This window comes from Rahnella sp. 1L-D-7-B-C2 (assembly GCF_057290995.1).
The window spans coordinates 98,441-121,248 of record NZ_JBXAVQ010000004.1 but is presented as its reverse complement, the minus strand read 5'-3'; the positions used below and the strand labels follow the sequence as shown (position 1 = coordinate 121,248).

The window sequence follows — 22,808 nt, the reverse complement described above, 5'->3', positions numbered from 1 at the left end:
ACATGCTGAAAAGGACACCCGCAGTATGAAAATCAAAAGTCAGGAAGCCCTGGGGCGTCAGCGCAAACGCTGGGTAATGCTGGCGGTGCTGGTGGCTCTTATTACAGGAAGCTATCAGTGGTGGAAGCAGGGAAAACTGATTTCCGAAACCTGGAGTCCGAATAAGCAATATGTCGTGCGCGAATACCGGACGTTCGATTTTCTTCCGCGCATGGCCATGCCGGGCGATGGCGGGCATTATTCAGGTTACATCCGGGTGTATAACCGCGACGGTAAGCAGTTCTACGAAGAGTACTCCGACTTGCTCGATTTTATCGAAGGGCCGTTTTGGTCAAATGACGGGGTTTACTGGATGGGCAATGATAATCAGGACATCGTGAGATTGCCGACAACGCCGGTAGAATGAGGTTTTAAGATACAAAAAAGCCGCGACACTGCGCGGCTTTTGTCTTTTTCAGGCGTAATGGAAACCCATTAGCTCCTGATTTTGCGGTAAATAAACAGAACCACAATCGCACCGATTACCGCGACAACGAAGCTGCCGAAGTTGAAACCGTCTACGCGGCCAAAGCCGAAGAAAGTACTGATGTAACCACCCACTACAGCACCGACAACACCCAGTACTACAGTCAGAATGAAACCGCCGCCATCTTTGCCCGGCATGATCCACTTAGCCAGAATACCTGCAATAAGACCAAAGATGATCCAGGATAAAATTCCCATTTTCGACTCCTCCGAATAAATTTCCGTTACCGTGAATATTGTTCAGCCAAGTCGGCCAAACAAAAGCAGAACCTTTAAGATGCTGCGGTCTGGGTGGCAGGTTTATTTTCATGCCCCACGCACAACCCGTTTCTGATACTACCCTGAAAGCGTAGCACTGAATCGACAAACCCGCCAAAAATCAGCAGGAAGGAGAAAATAGCAGCATAAAGTGACGTTGTTTAAGGCTGCGTCAGCATTCAGGGGGTTTCGTCAGGTACACGCACAGGGACGTAAAATTGCGTAAAAAATAGACCAAATATTTTGAATGACTTGCTCAAATCAATCCGTTTTTCATCTCCGCGCATCAGGCCTATTATACCTCCATCGAAAGGCAACCACCTTTCACTCTCACAAACCTGAATGGAATACTTATCATGAAAAACGTCAAAATTTTTGCTGTAGCTGCCACCCTCTCCCTGATTTCTTTCGGTAGCTTCGCGGCTCAGCAGGTGAATCAGCCATCCGGTGACATGCAGAAAATCGGTGTTATCTCCGCCGCTAACTCCACCACCCTGAGTGGCCTGGAAGCGAAACTGTCACAGCAGGCGAAAGATGCCGGTGCGTCTTCTTACCGCATCATCTCCGTGACCGGTAACAACAAACTGCACGCTGACGCTGAAATCTACAAATAATCGTCACGCCGGATCATCGCCCCGATAAAACCCGCTGAAAAGCCTGTGGAAGCCCATCTTCCACAGGCTTTTTTTTTGGTTTCGGCTTCATTGGAAACTTCCTGCACGATTGTCTATTCTGGATTGCCGACACTTATAAGGAATCCTGTCATGAAGACCCGTCTCACCCATACACCGTCCCCCGAAGACCTTGAAGAGATCAAAACAGAACTGCGTAATTTCAACAGCAACTTTATTCACAGGCCAACACTCCGTGAGTTAGGCGTATTTGTTGAAGATGAGAACGGCAAGAAGCAGGCCGGGATTGTGGCTGAAACTGTCGGAAAGTGGATGTACATTCAGATGTTGTGGGTTGATGAGTCACTGCGCGGGAAAGATGTCGGCACGCAACTGATTACCGAAGCGGAAGAAGAAGCCAAAGCGCGTGGCTGCCGGTATTCACTGGTTGATACCTTCAGTTTTCAGGCGCGTCCGTTTTATGAACGTATGGGATATAACGTGCAGATGGCACTGGAAGATTACATCGATGACTCCCGTGCGCCGGAGGATGCACCTTCCACCCATACGCGCTTTTTCCTGACCAAATCTCTGTAATCTGCTTTTTCGCGCAGTCAGTTTTTCGGCTGACTGCGCCCTTCATTTTATTTCTTCGCTGATAACGCCAGCCATTCTAAAACTGAAGGTCTTTGCCATTGCGCCTCGGCGTAAGCGGCGAGTTTTTCCGGCATCGGATCGCCGTTTATATGCAGACGGTTCAGCATCAGCGCCAGATCCACATCCGCAATACTCCATTCACCAAACAAATGCGTTTTATCACCGAGCAGACGCTCAGCGGCGGCGTAAAGTTTTTCGGCGGCCTGCTGACCTTTGGCGGACAGCGCCGGACGTTTCGCACCGGCAAACACCACTTCAGTCGAACGTTCTTCACGGACAGGCATCAGATCGCTGCGCAGCCAGGCCTGAACTTCGCGGGCCTTGGCGCGGTTTTCCGGATCGAGCGGATAAATCGCCGGAAACGTCGGCGCGGGGAACAGCTCATCAACATATTCGTCAATCGCAGAAGATTCAGATAAGACAAAAGTGCCATTGGTGAGCGTCGGCACGCGGCGGGTGACGGAAATCGCCGAATACGTTTCCTTCAGGTTCTCCGCTTCGGCCAGATCGACAGTTTCCAGTTCAAACGGAATGCCTTTTTCAGTCAACGCGACAAAGGCTGACATCACGTAAGGACTGAAATAATTGGCGTCGGAATATAAAATCAGCGAAGGCTGGCTCATGACGAACTCCTGAAGAAATAAAGCAAAAGGATAAAAAACATAGCGCAGAAAAGGGGATGTGTCGTCAGAAAAAGCCTTCTCCCCAGCGGGAGAAGGCGGTGTAAATCACTATTTCAGCCGGAACACCTGCACGATTTCGTTGAGGCGGCGTGCCTGATCTTCAAGCGAAGCCGAGGCGGCAGAGGCCTGCTGCACCAGCGCGGAGTTTTGCTGGGTGACGCCGTCCATCTCATGCACCGCCTGCGTGACCTGAGTGATACCGCGCGACTGCTCGTCGGAGGCCGAGACGATTTCACTCATGATGTCGCGCACGTCGGTGATCGCTTTCATGATCTCTTTCATCGTCTCACCGGCATTTTTTACCAGCCCGACACCGTGATCGACGCGTGAGGTCGATTCCGCGATCAGTGCGGAAATCTCTTTTACCGCGTCGGCGCTGCGCTGCGCCAGGCTGCGCACTTCCGCTGCAACTACCGCGAATCCGCGCCCCTGTTCTCCTGCGCGGGCGGCTTCAACCGCCGCGTTCAGCGCCAGAATATTGGTCTGAAACGCGATGCCGTTGATAACGGAAGTAATGTCAGCAATGCGACGCGAACTGTCATCAATCTCGCCCATAATGCCCACAACGTCGGACATAATGCTATTCCCCTTTCCGGCAATCGTGGTGGCGTTTTCGGTCAGCTCGGTAGCAACGTGCGCGTTGTCAGCGTTTTGTTTTACCGTAGCGGTCAGCTGTTCCATGCTGGCGGCGGTTTCTTCCAGCGCGGCGGCCTGCTGCTCGGTTCGCGAAGCCAGGTCGATATTCCCCGCCGCAATCTGCGACGCCCCGCTGCCGACGGCGTGACTGGTGGAAATAATGTCAGTCACCACGTGCCGCAGCTGTGCCTGCATGGTTTGCAGCGCGAAGAAGATGCTGGTGCGGTCATTTTTCTGCGTCACAATCGGATGCGTTAAATCGCCGTCGGCCACCGTCAGCGCAATTTTCGCGGCATCTGCCGGTTCACCGCCGACCGGCCGCAGCACTTTGCGGGTGAAAATAATGCTCAGCACGGCAAACACTACGACGATGCTTAATACCATCAGCACCAGCGCGGAATACAACTGCCGCGTGCTCTCTTTCATCACCGCATTGACCGGCGCCACAATCCCCAGCATCCACGGCGTACCGGTATTGCCAATCTGAATCGGCACAAATTCGGCGAAGGCTTTTTCGCCCAGTATGGGATCCTGCTGCTCACTGCTAAAAAATGTGCCGGTCTGGATGCTTTTCAGCAACGGCGCATCGTTTTCCAGTTTTTTCGTCACCTGATCTTTTTGCGGCGAGGAAATGTAATTACCGGACTGCGAAAACAGCATCGCATAGCCGGTGCCCTGATAGGGTTTGATGCCGTTGACCATGGTCTGCAAAGTTTGCAGCGAGAAATCCGCCGTAACCGATCCCAGGAATTTGCCCTCGACGATGATAGGCACGGCAATCGAAGTCAGCAGTGTATTGACGCCGTTGTACGGATAACTATAAGGCTCGAGTATCACCTCTTTTTTCAGCTTGCGCGGCAGCAGATAATAATCGCCGCTGCCCGGCGTTTCGTAATCAGTCAGGTTGTGCAGCACGACGTTGCCGCTGGTGTCGCGGTCAACATAACGGACAAAGCGACCGTCCGGATCCTGCCCCGGCTGGGCGGCTAACTCGTCATCTTTGCCATCAAACGCGTCCGGCTCCCACGCCAGCGACATAGAGAGGAAATCCGGGTGATTTTTTAGCGCGTTTTGCAACAACGTATCGGCCAGTTTGCGGTCGGCGTGTCCGGCTTCGCGCAGGCTCAGCATGCTCTGCCCCAGATCGCGGGCGGCATAGAGTGCAGTATCGAGTTTCTGACGGGCAAGATAACCGTCGGTGTTGGCGGTCTGCTGAAGATAACGGCGGGCGATATCACGTTGCTGATTGGCGGACTGCCAGCTCAGCAAACCGACCGTAATGATGTAACCCAGACTGATGGTCAGCAGCCCGACAATCAGCATCAGCGTGCGGGTGCGCATCGCCTTTCTTTGCTGTGTTTTTTGCTTCTTTGGCGCAGCCGTGGCCGCAGGTGAGAACGACTGACTCTGACTCATAAAACTCCCCGGAACAGTCAACGTGCTGTGAAAAACTCACTGTAGAAAATGGGTTATCTGTCCCTGATACATGTCCTCTGCGGATGAGCAGGAATTCCGTTATCGTCTGAATTATCGGCACAGACCGGAGATGCTTTAGCCAAAACGGGTAAAATTCTCCCCGAAAAGATAAACGTTCGCATCCTGCCCACGTCTCCCTATACTGCTGTTATGTCGGCTAATTCAGACCTGTTCAGGAAACTCCTATGAAGTCATGGCTTTTACCTCTGCTGTTACTTGTGCCGCTGTGCTCGCAGGCGGCATCGACGCCGAAAGAAATCAAAACCCGCTTTAACCAGTTTAAGGTGGGCGATAAGACCATTTGCCTGGATGACGTGACCTACGCCAACAACAACAAAATGAAGGTGATCGAGAACGGTTTTGTGGTGTCTAAACGCAAAAACGTGCTGGTTTACCAAAGCAATACGCTGTTTTTGCTGGGCAATGAGGTGACGGTAAATATCAAAGCGATCATCGAAAGCCGGATTGGCAAAACGTCGTTCAGCAATCAGTTTAAGCAGGCGATGATTCAGGTCGAAGGGCTGGACGATCCGGCGCGCGCCGGTAAGAAAGCCAAAATCATTCAGTCTTTCCAGGAAGTGGTGGCGGATAAAGACAATCAGACGCCGTACAGTTCGGTAGCGCTGACCGACAACGGCTACATCATCACGCAGGCGGAAAGCCATTCGACCACCATCAGCGAATGCTATGTGACGCCGTATAAAAAACCGGAAATCATTAAATAACGCAGAGGGAAAGGATGACTGTATTAGTGCCCATGAACGCCACGTTCTTTGAGGAATTCGCAGAGCAGCTGGCAATAGATTACGCCGAAGAAAATGTGACAGCCGGTTTGTGGCTGGAAGAGACGGCCCTTGAACGCGCGCGAAGTTCAACGCAGAACGCGCTGCCGCAGGGCATCAACACGCCCGATCATTATCTGTTTGAAATTAAAGCCGACGAACAAAGCGAAACCGCCGGCTATCTGTGGTTTGCCAACGTGGAACGGTACGGCGTGCGCAGCGCGTTTGTGTATGAGCTGACGGTTTATCCGCAATTTCGCCGTCAGGGACATGCCGCCGCCGCGTTTCGTCTGATGGAGGAACGCCTGCGCCAACTCGGCAGTGTGGCGATCGAACTGAATGTTTTCGCCAGCAATCCGGGCGCACAGGCGTTGTACGCCAGCCTGGGTTACGTCACCACCAAAATGAACATGCGCAAACCGCTTTAACGGATATATTTCATAAAGTTGGTCGGCTGCCCAACCCGGTCATACAGTTTGCGCGCGGTGTGGTTGGTGGTTTGCGTCATCCAGTACACGTTGGCTTTGCCGTTCTCGTCGGCGTAAGCGTACACCGCTTCAATGAGCTTCTGCCCGATCCCAAGATTGCGCGTGCTGTCATCGACATATAAATCCTGCAGGTATACCACCTGATTCATATGCCAGCCGTGATCGTGATTCAGGCAGTTCACCAGCCCGACCAGTTTCCCCTGATATTCCGCCAAAAAGCCAAACATACCCGCGTAGTCCGGGTCCGACAGACGCTGGAACGTGAAATCAAACTGCGAAGGGTCGAGCCTTGACTGATAAAAATCGAGATAATCGCGCCACAGCGTTTCCCAGCCTTCACGGTCAGCGGATGTTAATGGGCGAATAACAATGTGATCAGATTGGCTCATGGGCTTTCTCTCTGTTAAATATAAGTAATCTCCATGCAGTTTATTGCAACTGTCGTTCTTTTCGCCAGAAGGATTTTTCAGCCATGTCGTCACGTTTCAGCGTCAGGGATCTCACGTTTTCGGCGGTGATCGCCGGATTTGTCGCGGTTTTAGTCGGTTATACCAGCTCTGCGGCGATTATCTTTCAGGCCGCAGAGGCGGCAGGTGCCACTGCGGGGCAGATTGGCGGCTGGCTGAGCATGCTCGGCCTGGGAATGGGCGTCACCAGCATCGGTTTATCATTGTATTACCGCACGCCGGTGGTGACCGCGTGGTCAACGCCTGGCGCGGCGCTGCTGGTCACCAGCCTGCCCGGTACCTCGATCAACGAAGCGATTGGCGTTTTCGTGTTTGCTACCGGGCTGATTCTGCTGTGCGGCGTCACAGGATTATTCGCCAGACTGATGCATTACATTCCACAGGCGCTCTCGGCCGCAATGCTCGGCGGGATCCTGTTGCGGTTCGGGCTGAACGCCTTCACGTCACTGCAAAGCAATCTCGCGCTGGCGGGAACGATGTGCCTGGTTTATCTGCTGGCGAAACGCGCCCTGCCCCGTTACGCAGTGGTGCTCGCGCTGGCCGCAGGGCTTATCGTCGCCGGATTACAGGGCGATATCGCGCTGCACGGCCAGACGCTGACCTTTGCCACGCCGGAGTTTGTGATGCCGCATTTCACGCTATCCTCGATTATCGGTATCGGAATTCCTTTCTTTGTAGTGACGATGGCGTCGCAAAACGCACCCGGCATTGCCACGCTGAAAGCGCACGGTTACAACCTGCCGGTTTCACCGTTGATTTCCTGGACAGCGCTGACTGCGTTGATTTTGGCACCGTTCGGCGGTTTTACCATCTGTATCGCCGCCATTACCGCCGCGATTTGTATGGGCGAGGATATTCATCCCGATCCGAAAAAGCGTTATATGGCCGCGGTCGCGGCGGGCGTGTTTTATCTGATTGCCGGAGTGTTTGGCGGGTCGATTGGCATGGTCTTTACCGCGCTGCCTGAAGCGCTGATCCACACCATCGCTGGTCTGGCGCTGCTCGGCACGATTGCCGGGAGTTTGTATCGCGCGCTGGAAAACGAACATCAGCGCGACGCGGCAATCATTACGTTTCTGATCACCGCATCCGGCGTGACGTTGCTGGGCGTAGGATCGGCATTCTGGGGGCTGCTCGGCGGCGTGATCACCCATCTGATCCTCAGTATTCCTGCGCGAAAAAGATGAGTCCGTTCAAGTTATGGGTAACAGGTTTTCGTAACACGGCACAAAGTGATGGCGATCACATTTTTCACCGCCCAAACGCTCTTTACTGGGGATAATCAGGCAACACACGCCCCCTTTAAAGAGCGAGAAATCCATGACTACTGCCACGCAATCCTGCGTCGTGACCGGAAAAAAAGACGTTTCGGTCATCGACCAGACAATTGATTACACAGGCCAGGGTACTTTGGTGAAAATTACCCGCGGCGGCATCTGCGGCTCCGATCTGCATTACTACGAACACGGCGCCGTCGGTGATTTCAAAGTGCGCGAAGCGATGGTGCTCGGCCATGAAGTGGTCGGCGTGGTGGAGAAATCTGACAACCCGCGTTTACAGCCTGGCCAGAAAGTGGCGCTCAACCCAAGCAAGCCGTGCAAAACCTGTAAATACTGCCTGTCCGGCGACGAAAACCAATGCACGACGATGAAATTTTTCGGCAGCGCGATGTATTTCCCGCACATCAACGGCGCGTTTACCCAATACAAAATCGTCGACAGCGATCAGTGCATTCCTTACGACAATCAGGTCAGTGACCGGCTGATGGTGTTCGCCGAACCGCTGGCCGTTGCTATTCACGCGGTGAATCAGGCCGGTGATGTGCGTGGCAAAACGGTATTCGTGTCCGGCGTTGGGCCGATTGGCTGCCTGATTGTGCTGGCGGCGAAAGCCCAGGGCGCGGCGCAAATTGTCGTGACGGACCCGAGCGAACGCTGCCGCACGCTGGCACTCGCCGTCGGTGCCGACAAAGCGCTGGACGCCGCACAGGGCGATTTCACCGCGTATCAGGCCGAAAAAGGCTTTTTCGATGTATCCTTCGACGCTTCCGGCCACCCTTCATCCATCCGCCGCTGTCTGGAAGTCACCCGCGCGCGCGGTACGCTGGTCCAGGTCGGGATGGGGCCGGTGGTCAATGAATTTCCGCTGATGATGCTGATTGCCAAAGAAATTAACTGGGTCGGCAGCTTCCGCTTCACCGAAGAGTTCAACACGGCGGTGGAATGGCTGGCGAATAAAACCGTCGATCCAATGCCATTGCTCTCCGCCGAATTCCCGCAGGGTGATTTACTGGAAGCGCTGGAGTTTGCACTGGATAAATCCAAAGCCTCAAAAGTGCAGCTGGTTTTCTAACCTGCATTTTTCCGGTCTGCCACGCAAATCACAATATCAAAACACCGTTTCAATTTATGATGTCCTCTGATTTTTTTTCTCAGAGGACATTTGCATGATGGTAACGGACAACGCAAAAAAGCAGGTCGCACTCCTGCTGGCAGACGGATTTGAAGAAGGTGAAGCGGTAATTGTGCTCGATATTCTCGAACGGCTGGAGATTCAGGTCACCACGCTGGCGTGCCAGAAAAGTCAGACACTGCGCAGTTATCACGGCATTCAGATGCAGGCCAATGAATTGCTGAGCGCGCAGGGCGATCGCCTGTTTGACGCGGTGGTGATGCCCGGTGGCCCGGAAGGTTCCGTGGCGCTGGCGGCCAGCAGAGAGGTGGTGGAGTTTGTCCGTCGCCACGACGAGGCCGGTAAACTGATTTGTCCGCTGTGTTCCGCCGCTGCGCGCGTGCTCGGCGGCAACGGCCTGTTGAAAGGCCGCCGCTATGTGTGCTCCGGGGATTTATACAAAGATGTCAAAGACGGCGTTTACGTGAATCAGTCCTTCGTCGAAGACGGCAATCTGCTGAGCGGCAAAGGATTAGGACTGGCATTCGATTTCGCCTTCCAGCTGGCCTACCGCCTGACCGGCAACGCCGAAGCTACAGATTTCCAGGCCGACCACATCGATTATCACCACTGGCGCGCCAACCAGAAAATCTGATTGTTTTCAGCGGACGGCGCAGGTCGTCCGCTGTGGTCAGCATCATGTCCGTTTTTGGCATTCCCCCGCATCTTTTTCAGGCGCACACTGGTTTCATGCTCACCAGATGGAGTCCGAAAATGACAAATAGTGCCCTGTTAAATATCGACGTTCAACGTTCCTTCGAACAAAAAGAGTTCTGGCAGAAAGACGATCTTCCGGCATTTCAGCACGCCCTGACCCGCCTGATCGACGGCTGCCAGACGCGAAATGTTCCGGTCGTGGATGTGTTCCACGTTAACGCGGAAGGCGTATTCTCACTGGCGTCCGGGCTGGTCACGCCAATGACATTCCTCAGCCATACGCCGCAAAAAACCGTTCACAAAAATGTCCACAACGCGTTGCTGGAGTCCGGGCTGGACGCCTGGCTGCGCGAGAAAGGCATTACACATCTGATTATCGCCGGAATGCGCACCGAACAGTGCTGCGAGACCACGACGCGCGTGGCGTCGGATATCGGCTACAAGGTGACGTTCGTGACCGAAGCGACGATGACGTTCCCGATGACGCACGCCAGCGGGGAGGTGTTCTCCGCCGGTTCAATCAAACGTCATACCGAGCTGGTGCTGGCCGACCGCTTTGCCACTATCACTAACGTGGACGGCGCGCTGGCGGAACTCGACCGGGCTGTGTGAAAATACGCTTTTGTGCGAACGGGTAAATGAAACGATATGCAGCGAAATGTCTACTTTGTGACGCTACCGGGCGTGATGTCGTTAGATCTGACTGGCCCGGCAGAAGCGCTGCGGCTGGCCGGACAATTTCAGCTGCATTACATCGGTCCGCAGGCGGAAGTGACGATGTCCACCGGGTTGACGGTGTCCCATTTGCAGCCACTCCCTGCCACCCTGCCGCAGGGCAGTATTTTGATCATGCCAGGCGTGACCGAAACGGTGGAAAATTTTTCCTCACCGGTCGCGCAGACCACCTGTAACTGGCTGCGTCAGCAAAAAAGTGCTATCGAACAAGGCCATGTCACGCTGGTATGCATCTGCTCGGGCAGCCTGCTGGCCGGAAAAGCCGGGCTGCTGGACGGTTATCAGTGTACGACGCATCACGACGTGATCGACCGTTTACGTCAGCAGGTGCCTGCCGCGCAGGTAAAAGATAACCGGATATTTGTTGAAGACCGCTTCGTACTGACCAGTGCCGGCATCAGCGCCGGTATCGATCTGGCGTTACATCTCATCGCCACGCATTCAGGGCCACAGGCCGCGCTGGACGTCGCCCGCGAAATGGTGGTTTATTTCCGCCGCGCCGGTGATGATCCGCAACTCTCCCCGTGGCTGCGCTACCGCAATCACCTGCACCCCGCCGTTCACCGCGCACAAAACCTGATGGCCGCCGAACCTGAATCTCCGTGGCAGGTGGAAGACGTCGCCGCCCGGTCCCATATCAGCAGCCGCCACCTGACGCGCCTGTTCCGTCAGCATCTGGGCATCAGCGTGCGTGATTACCATGAGCAGCTGCGTATCGCCATCACACAGCAGCGCATTCAGCAAGGCGCAGGCATTGAAAAAGCCGCGCTGGCCGCCGGATTTTCATCTGCAAGGCAATTCAGGCGGGCGCAGGAACGGTGGGAATGAGTGGAAGACCGGTTGCAAATTAAGCGGGTAGTGAGTAAGATTTTACCCACTGACGATTTGTGGGACTGAATAGCTGAGCTAAACAGTACGTCAGTGTCTGCCTTCAAAGGCCGCTGGCCGTGCCGCGATAAGAAAGTTTTCTAAAGACCTCCACCTGATAGTGCAGGAAATGACAAAAAAGCGACGCTAAGTCGCTTTTTTGCTATCTGCGCCTTGTCGGCAGTTTTAATCCATTGAGTCTTGCATCAAATATATGCCAAAAGCTAAACCGGCCTGTGGTTCCCACCGGCGCTGCCCATTTTTCCAAAGGATATGCAGTAGTCACTTTTAAACGTATTTCACTGCAGGGATGCTGGCTTTGGGTTATTTCAAAAAATAAACGATAATCCACGCCCATAAAATATTCTTCAAGATAGAAAAAAGTTTCATGGTGTTGATGCAATGTTCTGCCGAGTATTGCATTGTCATTAATAAGCTTAATAACAAGTTCAGGTAAATGCTTTGAGCAAGAATAACGTTCATGGCAAAAATAACGTTTATGACGCCCGATACTATAGGGATAAACCCAATTTTCGGACACTGCCGTATGTGCCGTAAAACAATGATCACTAAAAATAATAAATACGCGGATACTACGGGAAGCGAAATGACTACTGGCAGGCCTCACGGCAGTCAGAGTTGTGGCCCTAAGGTGGTCCAGCACGTAGCGAACACCGTTAATTTCAAAGGGTGGCCATAGGTTCATCGTCATTTGCTCAAATAAATGAGGCAAAATAGTAACTGTGTCTTTCACGTAGATATAATGAAATATACAAATCGAAATGACTTCGAATTTAGTATCTAAGATAGATTATTACTGAAACTCATTTTTAACTTTAAATATAACAATCAATAATTAAACACGAATCAATAATATAGTTAAGATAGATTCACGAGGTAAATTAATTTCAGTTTACCCTCAGCTCACCCACTTCCGCCGATCGATTTTCGCTAATAACATCGCCAGCCCTAATCCACCGCCCAAACCGCAGATAAACAGGTACGCGACGTTAAGCAGCGGAAACTGTGGTAAATCGAGGTGACGGCTACGCAGGGCAATAATGATCAATGCGTGAAAGCCGTAGATAGCCAGAGAATGCCGGGAGATCAAGCTAAATCCCGGCAGGATGCTGTTTGATAGCGCATTTTTAAATGTCACAAATAGCGCCATCGCCGAGATAAACACCAGCGGGCCACTGTAGACGTAAAAGGTGTCGGCGAAGTTCTGGTTGATCTGCATCTGCCGGTAAGTGCCTGCGGCGATGGCCAGTGTGCTGAGAACGAAAATAGCGGCGGCGGCCAGCGTGATGCCAGATTTTCGGGTGTCGAGCTGGCTGATGGCGCGTCCCATCAGGGCGTAGAGGACGTAATAAAACGTATCGCCGCCGATATACAGATCCAGCGGTAAAAGATGGATTTTCTGCCAGTTCAGCGCCGGCAGTTGCGGATTCGCCAGTACGCCGAGCAGGATACCGGCAATCAGCAAATATTTTCCGGAGACTGCTTTGACGTGAATCAGCGGGGAAAGCAGATAAATTACGATGATGGCGTAGAAAAACCAAAGGTGATAAAACACCGGTTTTTCCACTATCAGCCGCAGAGACGGCCAAAACCCGATTTTTGTCATGGTGAGAATGTAGAGCAGCGAGACAGCGCTGTAGAACAACAGGCAGAGCGTTACGCGCAGAAAATGCCGTTTTTGTGCGCTTCTCTCGCCAAAAAACAGCGCCCCGGAAATCATGAAGAACAGCGGCACGCAAACACGCGACGCCGAATTAAGCAGGTTTGCCACCGTCCACTCCGCGGTATGTACCGCCGCGAAATTTACCACCAGCGAGGTGCTGGCGTGGACCATCACTACCATCATGCAGGCGAGCGCGCGCAGATTATCTATCCAGCTTATTTTTTCGCTCATGACCCGCAAATTCCTTCCCGTTGATGTGGTGTTTGCAGCCTATCCAGCTTTCAGACGGCTAACAAGGCAAAAGTACCATTCTCAGATTGTGCTGAAGGTGAATCCGAGGATTGCACCGCGCTCAAAAAATGGGCAAAATAGCCAACATTACTGCCTCGCTTGCGAAACCCGCCCGGACAGTCTCTACTATTTCGCTAATTTTCAAACAATTAGCCTCAGTCTGTGAAATAACAAAAATGCATAATTCTCCAAATACTGCGTCCCTTCTCGGGCGGCAGGCGCTTCTGTTCCCTCTGTGTCTGGTGCTGTTCGAGTTCGCGACCTATATCGGCAACGATATGATCCAACCGGGCATGCTGGCTGTCGTGGCCAATTTCAACGCCGGTGAAGAGTGGGTGCCTACCTCGATGACCGCGTATCTTGCCGGCGGGATGTTCCTGCAATGGCTGCTCGGGCCACTGTCTGACCGCCGCGGACGTCGTCCGGTCATGCTTACCGGCGTCATCTTTTTTATCATCACCTGCCTGGCGATTTTGTTCGTGCAGAACATTGAACAGTTTATGGTGATGCGTTTTCTGCAAGGCATCAGCCTGTGCTTTATCGGCGCAGTGGGTTATGCCGCGATACAGGAATCCTTCGAGGAATCGGTGTGCATTAAAATCACTGCGATGATGGCAAACGTGGCGTTGATAGCCCCGCTGCTCGGCCCGCTGGCCGGTGCTGCGTTGATCCACGTCGCGCCGTGGCAACTGATGTTCGTGATTTTCGCCGCGCTCGCCGCCATTGCGCTATGGGGTCTGTGGAAATCGATGCCAGAAACCGCATCGCGCCTTGGCGAACCGTTCTCCATGCCAAGCCTGCTGCGCGATTACAAACACGTGCTGAAGAACCGTCAGTTCGTGTGCGGCGCGCTGGCGATTGGCTTTGCCAGCCTGCCGCTGCTGACGTGGATCGCACAATCGCCGGTGATTTTGATCAGTGGTGAAGGGCTTTCGACCTACGATTACGGCCTGTTGCAGGTGCCGATTTTCGGTGCGCTGATCGTCGGTAACGTCACGCTGGCGCGTCTGACCGGAAAACGCACGGTGGAATATTTGATCAAACTGGGCGCGGGTCCGATGGTGATCGGCCTGCTGATCGCCGCCGCCGCGACAGTGGTCTCCTCTCACGCCTATCTGTGGATGACCGCCGGTCTGAGCCTGTATGCTTTTGGGATCGGTGTGGCAAACGCCGGTCTGTACCGCCTGACATTGTTCTCCAGCGACATGAGCAAAGGCACGGTTTCTGCGGCGATGGGTGTCATCAGCATGATGATTTTCACACTTGGGATAGAGCTTGCGAAAGTGGCTTACGTTGAAGGCGGTGCGGGGATGTTCAATATGTTCAACCTGTTAAGCGGCCTTTCGTGGCTGGCGCTGGTGGTGTTTTTCCTGCGCAGCCGTCAGGTAGTGATGCCGCCGAATGGCGTGATTTGATTTCGTTCTGAGTCACCATTAATACCCCACCCCAACTCTCCCTTTCGCAGGGGAGGGAGCAGATCGCGTTTTTGCTCCTCCCCCTGCGAAGGGGAGGCCGGGAGGGGTTTAGCAGACTGCCCGGTGCTTAGAATAACCCCATCGGTTTGCTTGAATACGAAACGAGTAAACATTTCGTTTGCTGATAGTGATCCAACATCATTTTATGCGTTTCACGGCCAAGGCCTGACTGCTTGTAACCACCGAAGGCGGCGTGCGCCGGATAGGCGTGGTAGCAGTTGGTCCAGACGCGTCCCGCCTGAATGTTTCGCCCCATGTGATACGCCACGTTGCCGTCGCGGCTCCAGACGCCCGCACCCAACCCGTAGGCGGTATCGTTGGCAATTTGCAGCGCTTCATCCATATCTTTAAATGTCGTCACCGCCAGCACCGGTCCGAAGATTTCCTCCTGGAAGACGCGCATGTTGTTTTTACCCAGCAGGATGGTCGGTTGCAGGTAATAACCTTCGTTGAGGGACCCTTCCAGCTTTTTCTTCGCGCCGCCGGTCAGCACTTCCGCGCCCTCTTTTTTACCGATTTCAATGTAGTCCAGAATGGTTTTCATCTGTCCGGCAGAGACCTGCGCGCCCATCTGCGTTTCCATATCCAGCGGGTTGCCGGTTTTGATGGCCTCGACGCGCTTAATCGCACGCTCCATGAAGCGTTCATAGATGGATTCCTGCACCAGCGCGCGGCTCGGGCAGGTACAGACTTCACCCTGATTAAAGGCAAACAGCGCGAATCCTTCCAGCGCTTTGTCGAAGAACTCGTCTTCTTTATCCATCACATCAGCGAAGAAAATATTTGGCGATTTCCCCCCCAGCTCCAGCGTGGCCGGGATCAGATTCTGCGCGGCGTAACCGGCAATTTGCTGGCCGACTTCAGTCGAGCCGGTGAACGCGACTTTGGCAATACGTTTGGAGGTGGCCAGATATTCGCCAATTTCGCCGCCCGCGCCGTTGACCACGTTGATGACGCCTGGCGGCAGAATGTCCTGCACCAGCTCCATCAGCAGCAGTACGGAAAGCGGCGTGAGTTTAGCCGGTTTGAGAACAATACAGTTACCGGCAGCCAGCGCCGGTGCCATTTTCCAGCAGGCCATCAGCAGCGGGAAGTTCCACGGGATGATTTGCGCCACGACGCCCAGAGGTTCATGGAAATGGTAAGCGACAGTTTCGCTGTCGATTTCGCTGATCCCCCCTTCCTGTGCTCGGATGCAGGACGCGAAATAGCGGAAATGGTCGATAGCCAGCGGAACGTCCGCACCGCTGGTTTCGCGGATCGGTTTTCCGTTATCCCAGGTTTCGGCGTTAGCCAGCAGTTCGATGTTTTGTTCCATGCGATCGGCAACTTTAAGCAGTAAATTCGCCCGCTGCTGCACCGGCATTTTTCCCCATTCCCCTTTGGCATTATGCGCGGCATCCAGCGCCAGCTCGATATCGTCGGTGCTGGAACTCGCCACTTTGCACAGCACTTCGCCGGTCACCGGCGTCAGATTGTCGTAATACTCGTTTTTCACCGGCGCGACCCATTCACCGCCAATGAAGTTTTCGTATTGTTTTTTGAGTTTGAGCGGGAAACCGTATTCTTCCGGTTTGACGGCATGAGGATTTTTATCATAAGCCATGATGGGACTCCTTTATGCAGCAGGTTTTAGCAATGCGCTGCATAAAGCGTAGGCCGTGGACGCTTATCCGGTGGGATGTAAAGAGAACTCTTCGAGCGGCCTCACACCTTTTTCACTGCAAAGCTGGCGGTACCGCCTCCGGGGGGGGTAGTGCGCGCAAAACTCTCGCGCTGGAACAGGCGTTCGACCAGTTTAATCAGCTCCGGACGCTCGACACACCAGCCCGGTGCGATACGGCGAAAGTTGATGTATCCCAGCGAACAGGCGACGGCGATATCGGCCACGTTAAGGCTTTGAGAATTGAGCAACGTGCGTTTCCCGGCGAGTTTTTCCAGCGCGTCCAGCCCACGCAGCAGCTTTTCACGCTGACGCAAAACCCAGGCTTCGTTACGTTTATCCGGATCGCGACGGCCTTCCAGCACCAGCGCCACGGCGGCGTCGGTCACGCCATCGGCCAGCGCTTCGATTTGCTTCACCCGCAGGGCTTCCAGCGGCTGCCACGGCAACAACGTCGGGGCGACGTTCAATAGCTCGATGAACTGAACAATGATCGGGGAATCGTAAAACACTTCGCCCTCGTCGGTAACCAGCGCGGGCACTTTCCCAAGGGGATTGAACTGGGTGATTTTGCAGCCCGGCTCATGGGGGATGTCATTGATAAAATCGAACGGGATGCCCTTTTCCAGCAACATCACGGAAATTTTTCGCACATACGGGCTGGTATAGCTGCCGATCAACTTCATCAAACCCTCCACGTTTCACCGGAACCTCTATTAAACCTAGCAGCCGCACGCCTTTCTTTCCATCACGCGGCGGCTGCCAGATTCAGAGATTACTGCGCGGGAAACAGAAACGGATTGATGCCGCTGCCGGTGAAGCCCTTGTCTTCCATACGATCGTCTAACAACAGCGTGGCGAGATCGTCCGCAACCGCCTCGGCCTGCGGATCTTTTTCCTGATAGATGACTTTCAGATAAGCGCCGCAGTCGTCGCAGGTTTCGGCCTTCACCGCTGCCTGTTCATTCTCAACGGAACCGTCCGTCACAGACCAGTAATGCAGATTGCCCATCTCGTCGCAGTTGCTGCATTTGGCGCGCACGACGTGCCATTCGCTTTCGCACAGATTGCAGTGCAGATAACGCAGGCCGCTGATCGTGCCCATCGCGATCACCCCGGAGACCGGCACGCTGCCGCAAACCGGACAGAACTGACGGTTTTCGCCGTAATCTGCGCGCCCGACGCCATGCAGCTGCGCTGCCATTTGCGCCCAGTAGAGCGAAAGCGCGGCCCAGATAAATGGCGCTTTATCAGCAGGAACGTGCGTGAAATCCTGATTCAGCAACTGCGTCGCCATCATTTCGCGTTGCAGACTGGGTGCATGTTCAAGGCGTCCGAGCACGGCCTGTACCGCGCCGGAGGACTGCGGTTTGAGCACGACGATCAGCGCGTCCAGCAACCGCAGCCAGTGCGGAGTACGGGGAAACAAATGGCAATCGAGCGGCGGTTTTCCAGCGGCTTTTTGCAATTCTTCGCTGAGATCGATATTCAGCGGAAACTCCGTCAGCACACGTTGCTGCGCTTCGCACACCGACGCGGCAAAGTTCAGATACCCGTCCAGCGGGCTGTCTTCTGCCAGCTTGCGCAGGCGATCGGCGCGGCGCTGATACAGGGTTTTGAGGTTGGCGAACAGCACCGGCGGGATGTTTCCCGCCGTTTTTTTGCCGTCGGCCAGTTGGTCCTGCGGGACAATCTGGATGCTCATCCGGCTTTCCTCTCGTCTTCGTCTTTTTGCTTCTGCTTCGCCAGCTCTTCGCGATACCAGCGTGGATGGTGGTACTTCGCCCAGGATGCCGGCACTTTACCGCCGGTCATCGCATCGATAGAACCTTTCGCCCAGGTCGCGGCGTACACGTGCATGATGATGACCAGAATCAGCCCGATACCTGCCAGCGAATGCACCAGCAGGGCGAGACGAATCAGCGGGATAGGAAAGAAATCTGCAAACCACGGACGCCAGATAATGACGCCGCTGGCCATCAGCAGAACCAGGCAACTGATCGCTGCCCAGAACACGCATTTCTGGCCAAAGTTATAGCGGCCTGTGTCGCCCACTTCATGGTTAGCCAGCACTTTGTCGATATTTTTCGCCCAGACCAGATCGTCTTTTTCCGGCAGGTTGTGCTTCCAGTAGCGGAAGAACATCCCGAGGAACGAGACGAACATCACCACGCCGAAGAACGGATGGAGAATACGCGCCAGCTGCGGCGTGCCGTAAATGTTCATCAGCCAGTTAAACGAAGGAAAAAAGAACCCCAGACCGCTGAGCGCCAGCGTCACAAAACAGAACGCGACGGTCCAGTGATTGAGGCGTTCCATCAGGCTGTAACGTTGGATCATTTTTTCTTTTTTCATGGTTTTTTCTCCTCGTCATCATGCTCTTCTTCCTCTTTCACATAGTTAGGTCCTACGCCGAGGAAGTGGAAGGCGGCAGCAGCAAAGGTCACCGCAAATCCGACGGCTGCGAGAGGTTTCCAGACACCTTTCCATAACGTTACTGCCGCACTGATCGCCGGATCTTTCGGCAGACCGTGATACAGCTCCGGTTTATCGGCGTGATGCAGCACGTACATGACGTGCGTGCCGCCGACGCCTTGTGGATCGTACAGTCCGGCATGTTCAAAACCGCGCCCCTGCAGCTCGCTGACGCGCTCTGCGGCGAGGTATTTCATCTCCTCTTTGGTGCCGAAGTGGATCGCGCCGGTCGGGCAGGTTTTCACGCAGGCCGGTTCCTGACCCACGCTCACGCGGTCGACGCACAGCGTGCATTTGTAGGCACGGTTGTCCTGTTTGTTGATGCGCGGCACGTTGAACGGGCAACCGGCGATGCAGTAGCCGCAGCCGATGCAGTGTTCAGACTGAAAATCGACGATGCCGTTGGCGTATTGCAGGATCGCGCCTTCCGCCGGGCAGGCTTTCAGACAGCCCGGATCGGCGCAGTGCATACAGCCGTCTTTGCGGATCAGCCATTCCAGCTTGCCGTTTTCCTCGACTTCCGAGAAACGCATCACCGTCCAGGATTTCGCACTGAGATCCATCGGATTGTCGTACACGCCGGTGTTGATGCCAACGTCGTCGCGCAGGTCGTTCCATTCGGAACAGGCGACCTGACAGCCTTTGCAGCCGATGCAGGTGGTGACGTCGATAAGCTTCGCCACTTCCTGCTGATGATCGCGGGCACGCGGCGCTGGCGTGAACCCGTCAGTTGCGGACTTACGAAGTATGTCCTGAGATTGCATTGCCATGATTCGCCTCCGTTAGACCTTTTCCACGTTAACCAGGAACGCCTTAAACTCCGGCGTTTGCGAGTTAGCGTCACCGACCGACGGCGTCAGCGTATTGGCTAAATAGCCTTTGCGCGTGGCGCCTTCAAAGCCCCAGTGGCAAGGAATGCCAATGGTATCGACGTGTTTCCCGTCGATAGTGAGCGGACGGATGCGTTTGGTGACCACGGCTTTCGCCACGATGAAACCGCGCTTTGAAGACACTTTGACTTCGTCGCCCTGCGCGATGCCTTTCGAGGCGGCCAGACTTTCGCCGATCTCGATAAACTGCTCAGGCTGCGCGATGGCGTTCAGCAGCGCGTGCTTGGTCCAGTGGCGGAACAATTCGGTGATCGAATACGTAGTAGCGACGTACGGGAAATCCTTCGCCGTGCCCATATTCGGCACATCGCTGGCAAAAATACGCGCGACCGGGTTAGAGATAACATTCGGGTGCAGCGGATTGGTGCCAATCGGCGATTCGATCGGTTCGTAATGCTCAGGGAACGGGCCGTCGGCCATTTTATCGGTAGAGAACAGACGCCCGACGCCTTCCTGCTGCATGATGAAAGGCCCGACGCCGCTGCCCGGCGCAGCGTTGCTGTAATCCGGCACGTCAAAACCGATCCACTTCGCGCCATCCCAGCGGATAATTTCGCGTTTGGGATCCCACGGCTGGCCCTGCGGGTCAACGGACGCGCGGTTATACAGAATGCGGCGGTTCAGCGGCCATGCCCAGGCCCAGCCGGACGTGCAGCCCAGACCGGACGGATCGGCGTTATCGCGGCGCGCCATCTGATTACCGGCTTCGGTCCAGCTGCCGGCATAAATCCAGCAGAAACTGGCGGTGGTACCGTCGTTTTTCAGATGGGCGAAGGTCGAGAGTTGCTGACCTTTTTTCGCCAGAAGATTGCCCTGTTCGTCATGAATATCTGCCAGTGCTTTGCCGTTAGCTTCACGGGCGATTTCTTCCGGCAGCGGGTCAAGCGGATCCTGATAATCCCACGCCATATTCATCACCGGCAGCGGGTTCGCACCGCCTTCTTTCTGGTACAGCTCGCGCAGTTTCATGAACAGGCGAGCGATGATTTTGCCGTCGTGCAGCGCTTCACCCGGCGGCTCAGAGGCCTGGAAGTGCCATTGCAACCAGCGGCCGGAGTTCACAATCGAGCCGTTTTCCTCCGCAAAACAGGATGACGGCAGACGGAACACTTCGGTCTGAATATCGGCGGTGCTGACGTCGTTCATCGCGCCGTGGTTTTGCCAGAAGTTCGAGGACTCGGTCACCAGCGGGTCGATCACCACCATGTATTTCAGTTTTGAGAGCGCACGCGAGGATTTATTTTTGTCCGGGAACGCCGCCAGCGGGTTGAAGCCCTGCACGATATAACCGTTCAGTTTGCCTTCGGTCATCAGCTCGGCCTGTTGCATCACGTCGTAGCTTTTGTCCCATTTCGGCAGCCAGTCAAAACCCCAGTCGTTCTGCGCCGTGGCGTTGTCGCCCCAGAAGCTTTTCATCATGCTGACGAAGAAGTTCGGCGTGTTTTTCCAGAAGTTGACCTGATTTTCGACCAGCGGCCCCGGCGTGATTTGTTTCAGGTAATCCGTCAGGTTGGTCTGTTTTTCCGACGGCAGCGGCATATAGCCCGGCAGGTTCAGGGAAAGTAAACCGAGGTCGGTATACCCCTGAATATTCGAGTGGCCACGCAGCGCATTGACGCCGCCGCCGGGCATGCCGATGTTGCCGAGCAGCAGCTGGATCATCGCCGCACAGCGGATGGTTTGCGCGCCGCCGGTGTGGTGCGTCCAGCCCAAGGCATACAGGATGGTCGAGGTTTTGTCGCGGGCGCAGGTTTCCGCCAGAATCGAGCTTATCAGCAGGAAATCTTCTTTCGAAGTGCCGCACAGGCGCTCCACCAGCTCCGGCGTGTACCGGGAGACGTGCTCTTTCAGCAGATTCCACACGCAGCGCGGATCATGCAAGGTTTTATCCTGTTTCGCGACGCCGTTTTCATCCAGCTGATAGTGCCAGCTGTCTTTGTTATAGGCTTTCTTCCCGGCGTCGAAGCCGCTGAACAGGCCGTCGTTAAACGCATAATCTTCCCGCACCAGCAGGCTGGCGTTGGTGTATTCCCTGACGTAGTCGGTCTGAATTTTATTATGTGTAATCAGGTAGTTGATCATGCCGAGCAGGAAGGCGGTGTCGGAACCGGCGCGGATAGGTGCGTAGATATCGGCCACAGCGGCGCTGCGGTTAAAGCGCGGATCGACAACGATGACTTTGGCGTTATTTTTGGTTTTTGCCTCAATCACCCATTTGAATCCGACCGGATGCGCTTCGGCAGCATTTCCGCCCATTATTAAAATCACGTTGGCGTTTTTAATGTCTACCCAGTTGTTGGTCATCGCCCCGCGTCCAAAGCTTGGCGCTAAGGCGGCGACGGTCGGGCCGTGACACAGACGCGCCTGACAGTCGATAGCAACCATCCCGAGCGCGCGGGTAAATTTCTGATCCAGCAGGCCGGTTTCGTTACTGGCCGCAGAGGAACAGAGCATCCCGGTGGTCAGCCAGCGGTTGACCGTCACGTTGTTGTCGTTTTTCTCGACGAAGTTGGCATCGCGATCATCTTTCATCAGGCGGGCGATACGGGAAATCGCCTCGTCCCAGCTGATGCGCTGCCATTTATCAGAGCCCGGCGCGCGATATTCCGGGTATTTGAGGCGCCCTTCGCTGTGAATGTAATCCAGCACGCCAGCGCCTTTCGGGCACAACGAGCCACGACTGACCGGATGATCGGCGTCACCCTCGACGTGGAAAATGTTCTCAGTGACATTTTTTGCGCCATCGCCCTGGCTGTAAATCAGCATTCCGCAACCGACCGAACAATAAGTACAGTTATTACGGGTTTCGCGCGAACGCAGCAGTTTGTACTGACGCGTTTCGGCCAGCGCCAGTGTCGGGGTAAAACCCAATAAAGCCGCCGTGGTGCCGGCCATACCGCCTGCACATATTTTGAATAATTGTCTTCTGCTGACTTGCATGAAAGACTCCTTCCCATCATTTGTTAACACATTGCTTTTCAAATTGTCGCTTTCCCCGTCAGACGCGGAAGCGGTAAAATTCAAGCCAGATACCCAT

Annotated in this window: 23 protein-coding genes; 11 read left to right on the top strand and 12 right to left on the bottom strand. The window is 54.6% G+C overall.

The features are described 5' to 3' along the window. Positions 1 to 25: 25 nt before the first annotated feature. On the top strand, positions 26 to 406 hold the full coding sequence (locus AC0Z7K_RS09025) for a hypothetical protein (protein WP_485614029.1): 381 nt from the start codon (positions 26 to 28) through the stop codon (positions 404 to 406). 68 nt (positions 407 to 474) lie between these two features. On the opposite strand, the gene AC0Z7K_RS09020 is transcribed toward AC0Z7K_RS09025, so the two are convergent. Continuing rightward, a complete protein-coding gene (locus tag AC0Z7K_RS09020) occupies positions 475 to 723 on the bottom strand; it encodes a GlsB/YeaQ/YmgE family stress response membrane protein (RefSeq protein ID WP_056775793.1) in 249 nt (82 codons plus the stop codon). Positions 724 to 1,139: 416 nt separating this feature from the next. Between AC0Z7K_RS09020 and bhsA the strand changes: the two genes are divergently transcribed. Further along, positions 1,140 to 1,397, top strand: a complete 258-nt coding sequence (gene bhsA, locus AC0Z7K_RS09015) for a multiple stress resistance protein BhsA (protein ID WP_485614028.1) — start codon at positions 1,140 to 1,142, stop codon at positions 1,395 to 1,397. Positions 1,398 to 1,547: 150 nt separating this feature from the next. Beyond that, on the top strand, positions 1,548 to 1,991 hold the full coding sequence (locus AC0Z7K_RS09010; RefSeq protein WP_413529988.1) for a GNAT family N-acetyltransferase: 444 nt from the start codon (positions 1,548 to 1,550) through the stop codon (positions 1,989 to 1,991). A gap of 47 nt (positions 1,992 to 2,038) precedes the next feature. Here the strand turns inward: AC0Z7K_RS09010 and yfcF are convergent, their stop codons facing one another. Together yfcF and AC0Z7K_RS09000 are read right to left on the bottom strand one after the other, a co-directional pair. Continuing rightward, positions 2,039 to 2,674, bottom strand: a complete 636-nt coding sequence (gene yfcF, locus AC0Z7K_RS09005; protein ID WP_413529987.1) for a glutathione transferase — start codon at positions 2,672 to 2,674, stop codon at positions 2,039 to 2,041. A 108-nt stretch (positions 2,675 to 2,782) separates the two neighbouring features. After that, positions 2,783 to 4,786 (bottom strand): methyl-accepting chemotaxis protein, encoded by a 2,004-nt coding sequence (locus tag AC0Z7K_RS09000; protein WP_485614027.1) that lies wholly within the window; start codon positions 4,784 to 4,786, stop codon positions 2,783 to 2,785. Between the two features lie 245 nt (positions 4,787 to 5,031). Here AC0Z7K_RS09000 and AC0Z7K_RS08995 point away from each other — a divergent pair, with 245 nt between their 5' ends. Next, positions 5,032 to 5,571: a hypothetical protein gene (locus AC0Z7K_RS08995; RefSeq protein WP_485614026.1), complete on the top strand. Its 540-nt coding sequence runs from the start codon at positions 5,032 to 5,034 to the stop codon at positions 5,569 to 5,571. Positions 5,572 to 5,585: 14 nt separating this feature from the next. Beyond that, positions 5,586 to 6,056 carry a GNAT family N-acetyltransferase gene (locus AC0Z7K_RS08990; RefSeq protein ID WP_485614024.1) on the top strand — a complete coding sequence of 157 codons (471 nt, stop codon included), beginning with the start codon at positions 5,586 to 5,588 and terminating at the stop codon, positions 6,054 to 6,056. Here the strand turns inward: AC0Z7K_RS08990 and AC0Z7K_RS08985 are convergent. After that, a complete protein-coding gene (locus AC0Z7K_RS08985) occupies positions 6,053 to 6,505 on the bottom strand; it encodes a GNAT family N-acetyltransferase (RefSeq protein WP_485614023.1) in 453 nt (150 codons plus the stop codon). The genes AC0Z7K_RS08990 and AC0Z7K_RS08985 overlap by 4 nt on opposite strands. Positions 6,506 to 6,588: 83 nt before the next feature. On the opposite strand from AC0Z7K_RS08985, the gene AC0Z7K_RS08980 reads away from it, so the two are divergent. The 5 genes from AC0Z7K_RS08980 to AC0Z7K_RS08960 all read left to right on the top strand — a co-directional run bounded on the left by AC0Z7K_RS08980 (position 6,589) and on the right by AC0Z7K_RS08960 (position 11,254). Next, entirely contained in the window at positions 6,589 to 7,770 is a 1,182-nt protein-coding gene (locus AC0Z7K_RS08980) for a benzoate/H(+) symporter BenE family transporter (protein WP_485614021.1), read from the top strand. Between the two features lie 133 nt (positions 7,771 to 7,903). Continuing rightward, positions 7,904 to 8,935: an L-idonate 5-dehydrogenase gene (gene idnD / locus AC0Z7K_RS08975; protein WP_485614019.1), complete on the top strand. Its 1,032-nt coding sequence runs from the start codon at positions 7,904 to 7,906 to the stop codon at positions 8,933 to 8,935. 97 nt (positions 8,936 to 9,032) lie between these two features. Next, entirely contained in the window at positions 9,033 to 9,629 is a 597-nt protein-coding gene (locus tag AC0Z7K_RS08970) for a DJ-1/PfpI family protein (protein ID WP_485614253.1), read from the top strand. 119 nt (positions 9,630 to 9,748) lie between these two features. Continuing rightward, positions 9,749 to 10,303, top strand: coding sequence for a cysteine hydrolase family protein (locus tag AC0Z7K_RS08965; protein WP_485614017.1), 555 nt, complete (start codon positions 9,749 to 9,751; stop codon positions 10,301 to 10,303). 36 nt (positions 10,304 to 10,339) lie between these two features. After that, positions 10,340 to 11,254 (top strand): GlxA family transcriptional regulator, encoded by a 915-nt coding sequence (locus AC0Z7K_RS08960; RefSeq protein ID WP_485614016.1) that lies wholly within the window; start codon positions 10,340 to 10,342, stop codon positions 11,252 to 11,254. A gap of 202 nt (positions 11,255 to 11,456) precedes the next feature. Here AC0Z7K_RS08960 and AC0Z7K_RS08955 read toward each other — a convergent pair whose 3' ends face one another. Next, the gene (locus AC0Z7K_RS08955; RefSeq protein WP_485614014.1) at positions 11,457 to 11,999 is read right to left on the bottom strand and encodes a hypothetical protein; all 543 of its coding nucleotides are present in this window, start codon (positions 11,997 to 11,999) and stop codon (positions 11,457 to 11,459) included. Positions 12,000 to 12,212: 213 nt separating this feature from the next. Further along, positions 12,213 to 13,208, bottom strand: a complete 996-nt coding sequence (locus AC0Z7K_RS08950) for an acyltransferase (RefSeq protein ID WP_413529978.1) — start codon at positions 13,206 to 13,208, stop codon at positions 12,213 to 12,215. Between the two features lie 236 nt (positions 13,209 to 13,444). Here AC0Z7K_RS08950 and AC0Z7K_RS08945 point away from each other — a divergent pair, with 236 nt between their 5' ends. Then, positions 13,445 to 14,683: an MdfA family multidrug efflux MFS transporter gene (locus AC0Z7K_RS08945; protein ID WP_485614012.1), complete on the top strand. Its 1,239-nt coding sequence runs from the start codon at positions 13,445 to 13,447 to the stop codon at positions 14,681 to 14,683. Positions 14,684 to 14,810: 127 nt separating this feature from the next. Here the strand turns inward: AC0Z7K_RS08945 and exaC are convergent, their stop codons facing one another. The 6 genes from exaC to fdnG all read right to left on the bottom strand — a co-directional run bounded on the left by exaC (position 14,811) and on the right by fdnG (position 22,711). Beyond that, positions 14,811 to 16,349: an acetaldehyde dehydrogenase ExaC gene (gene exaC / locus AC0Z7K_RS08940; RefSeq protein ID WP_485614010.1), complete on the bottom strand. Its 1,539-nt coding sequence runs from the start codon at positions 16,347 to 16,349 to the stop codon at positions 14,811 to 14,813. Between the two features lie 101 nt (positions 16,350 to 16,450). Next, positions 16,451 to 17,092, bottom strand: a complete 642-nt coding sequence (locus AC0Z7K_RS08935) for a glutathione S-transferase (protein WP_413529975.1) — start codon at positions 17,090 to 17,092, stop codon at positions 16,451 to 16,453. 89 nt (positions 17,093 to 17,181) lie between these two features. Beyond that, positions 17,182 to 18,111, bottom strand: a complete 930-nt coding sequence (fdhE, locus tag AC0Z7K_RS08930) for a formate dehydrogenase accessory protein FdhE (RefSeq protein ID WP_485614009.1) — start codon at positions 18,109 to 18,111, stop codon at positions 17,182 to 17,184. After that, positions 18,108 to 18,761 carry a formate dehydrogenase cytochrome b556 subunit gene (gene fdoI / locus AC0Z7K_RS08925; protein WP_485614008.1) on the bottom strand — a complete coding sequence of 218 codons (654 nt, stop codon included), beginning with the start codon at positions 18,759 to 18,761 and terminating at the stop codon, positions 18,108 to 18,110. The genes fdhE and fdoI overlap by 4 nt, the downstream gene beginning before the upstream one ends. Beyond that, positions 18,758 to 19,651: a formate dehydrogenase subunit beta gene (fdxH, locus tag AC0Z7K_RS08920; protein WP_485614006.1), complete on the bottom strand. Its 894-nt coding sequence runs from the start codon at positions 19,649 to 19,651 to the stop codon at positions 18,758 to 18,760. Before fdxH ends, fdoI begins: the two co-directional genes overlap by 4 nt. Before the next feature lie 12 nt (positions 19,652 to 19,663). Next, positions 19,664 to 22,711, bottom strand: coding sequence for a formate dehydrogenase-N subunit alpha (gene fdnG, locus AC0Z7K_RS08915; protein WP_485614005.1), 3,048 nt, complete (start codon positions 22,709 to 22,711; stop codon positions 19,664 to 19,666). Positions 22,712 to 22,808: the final 97 nt, after the last annotated feature.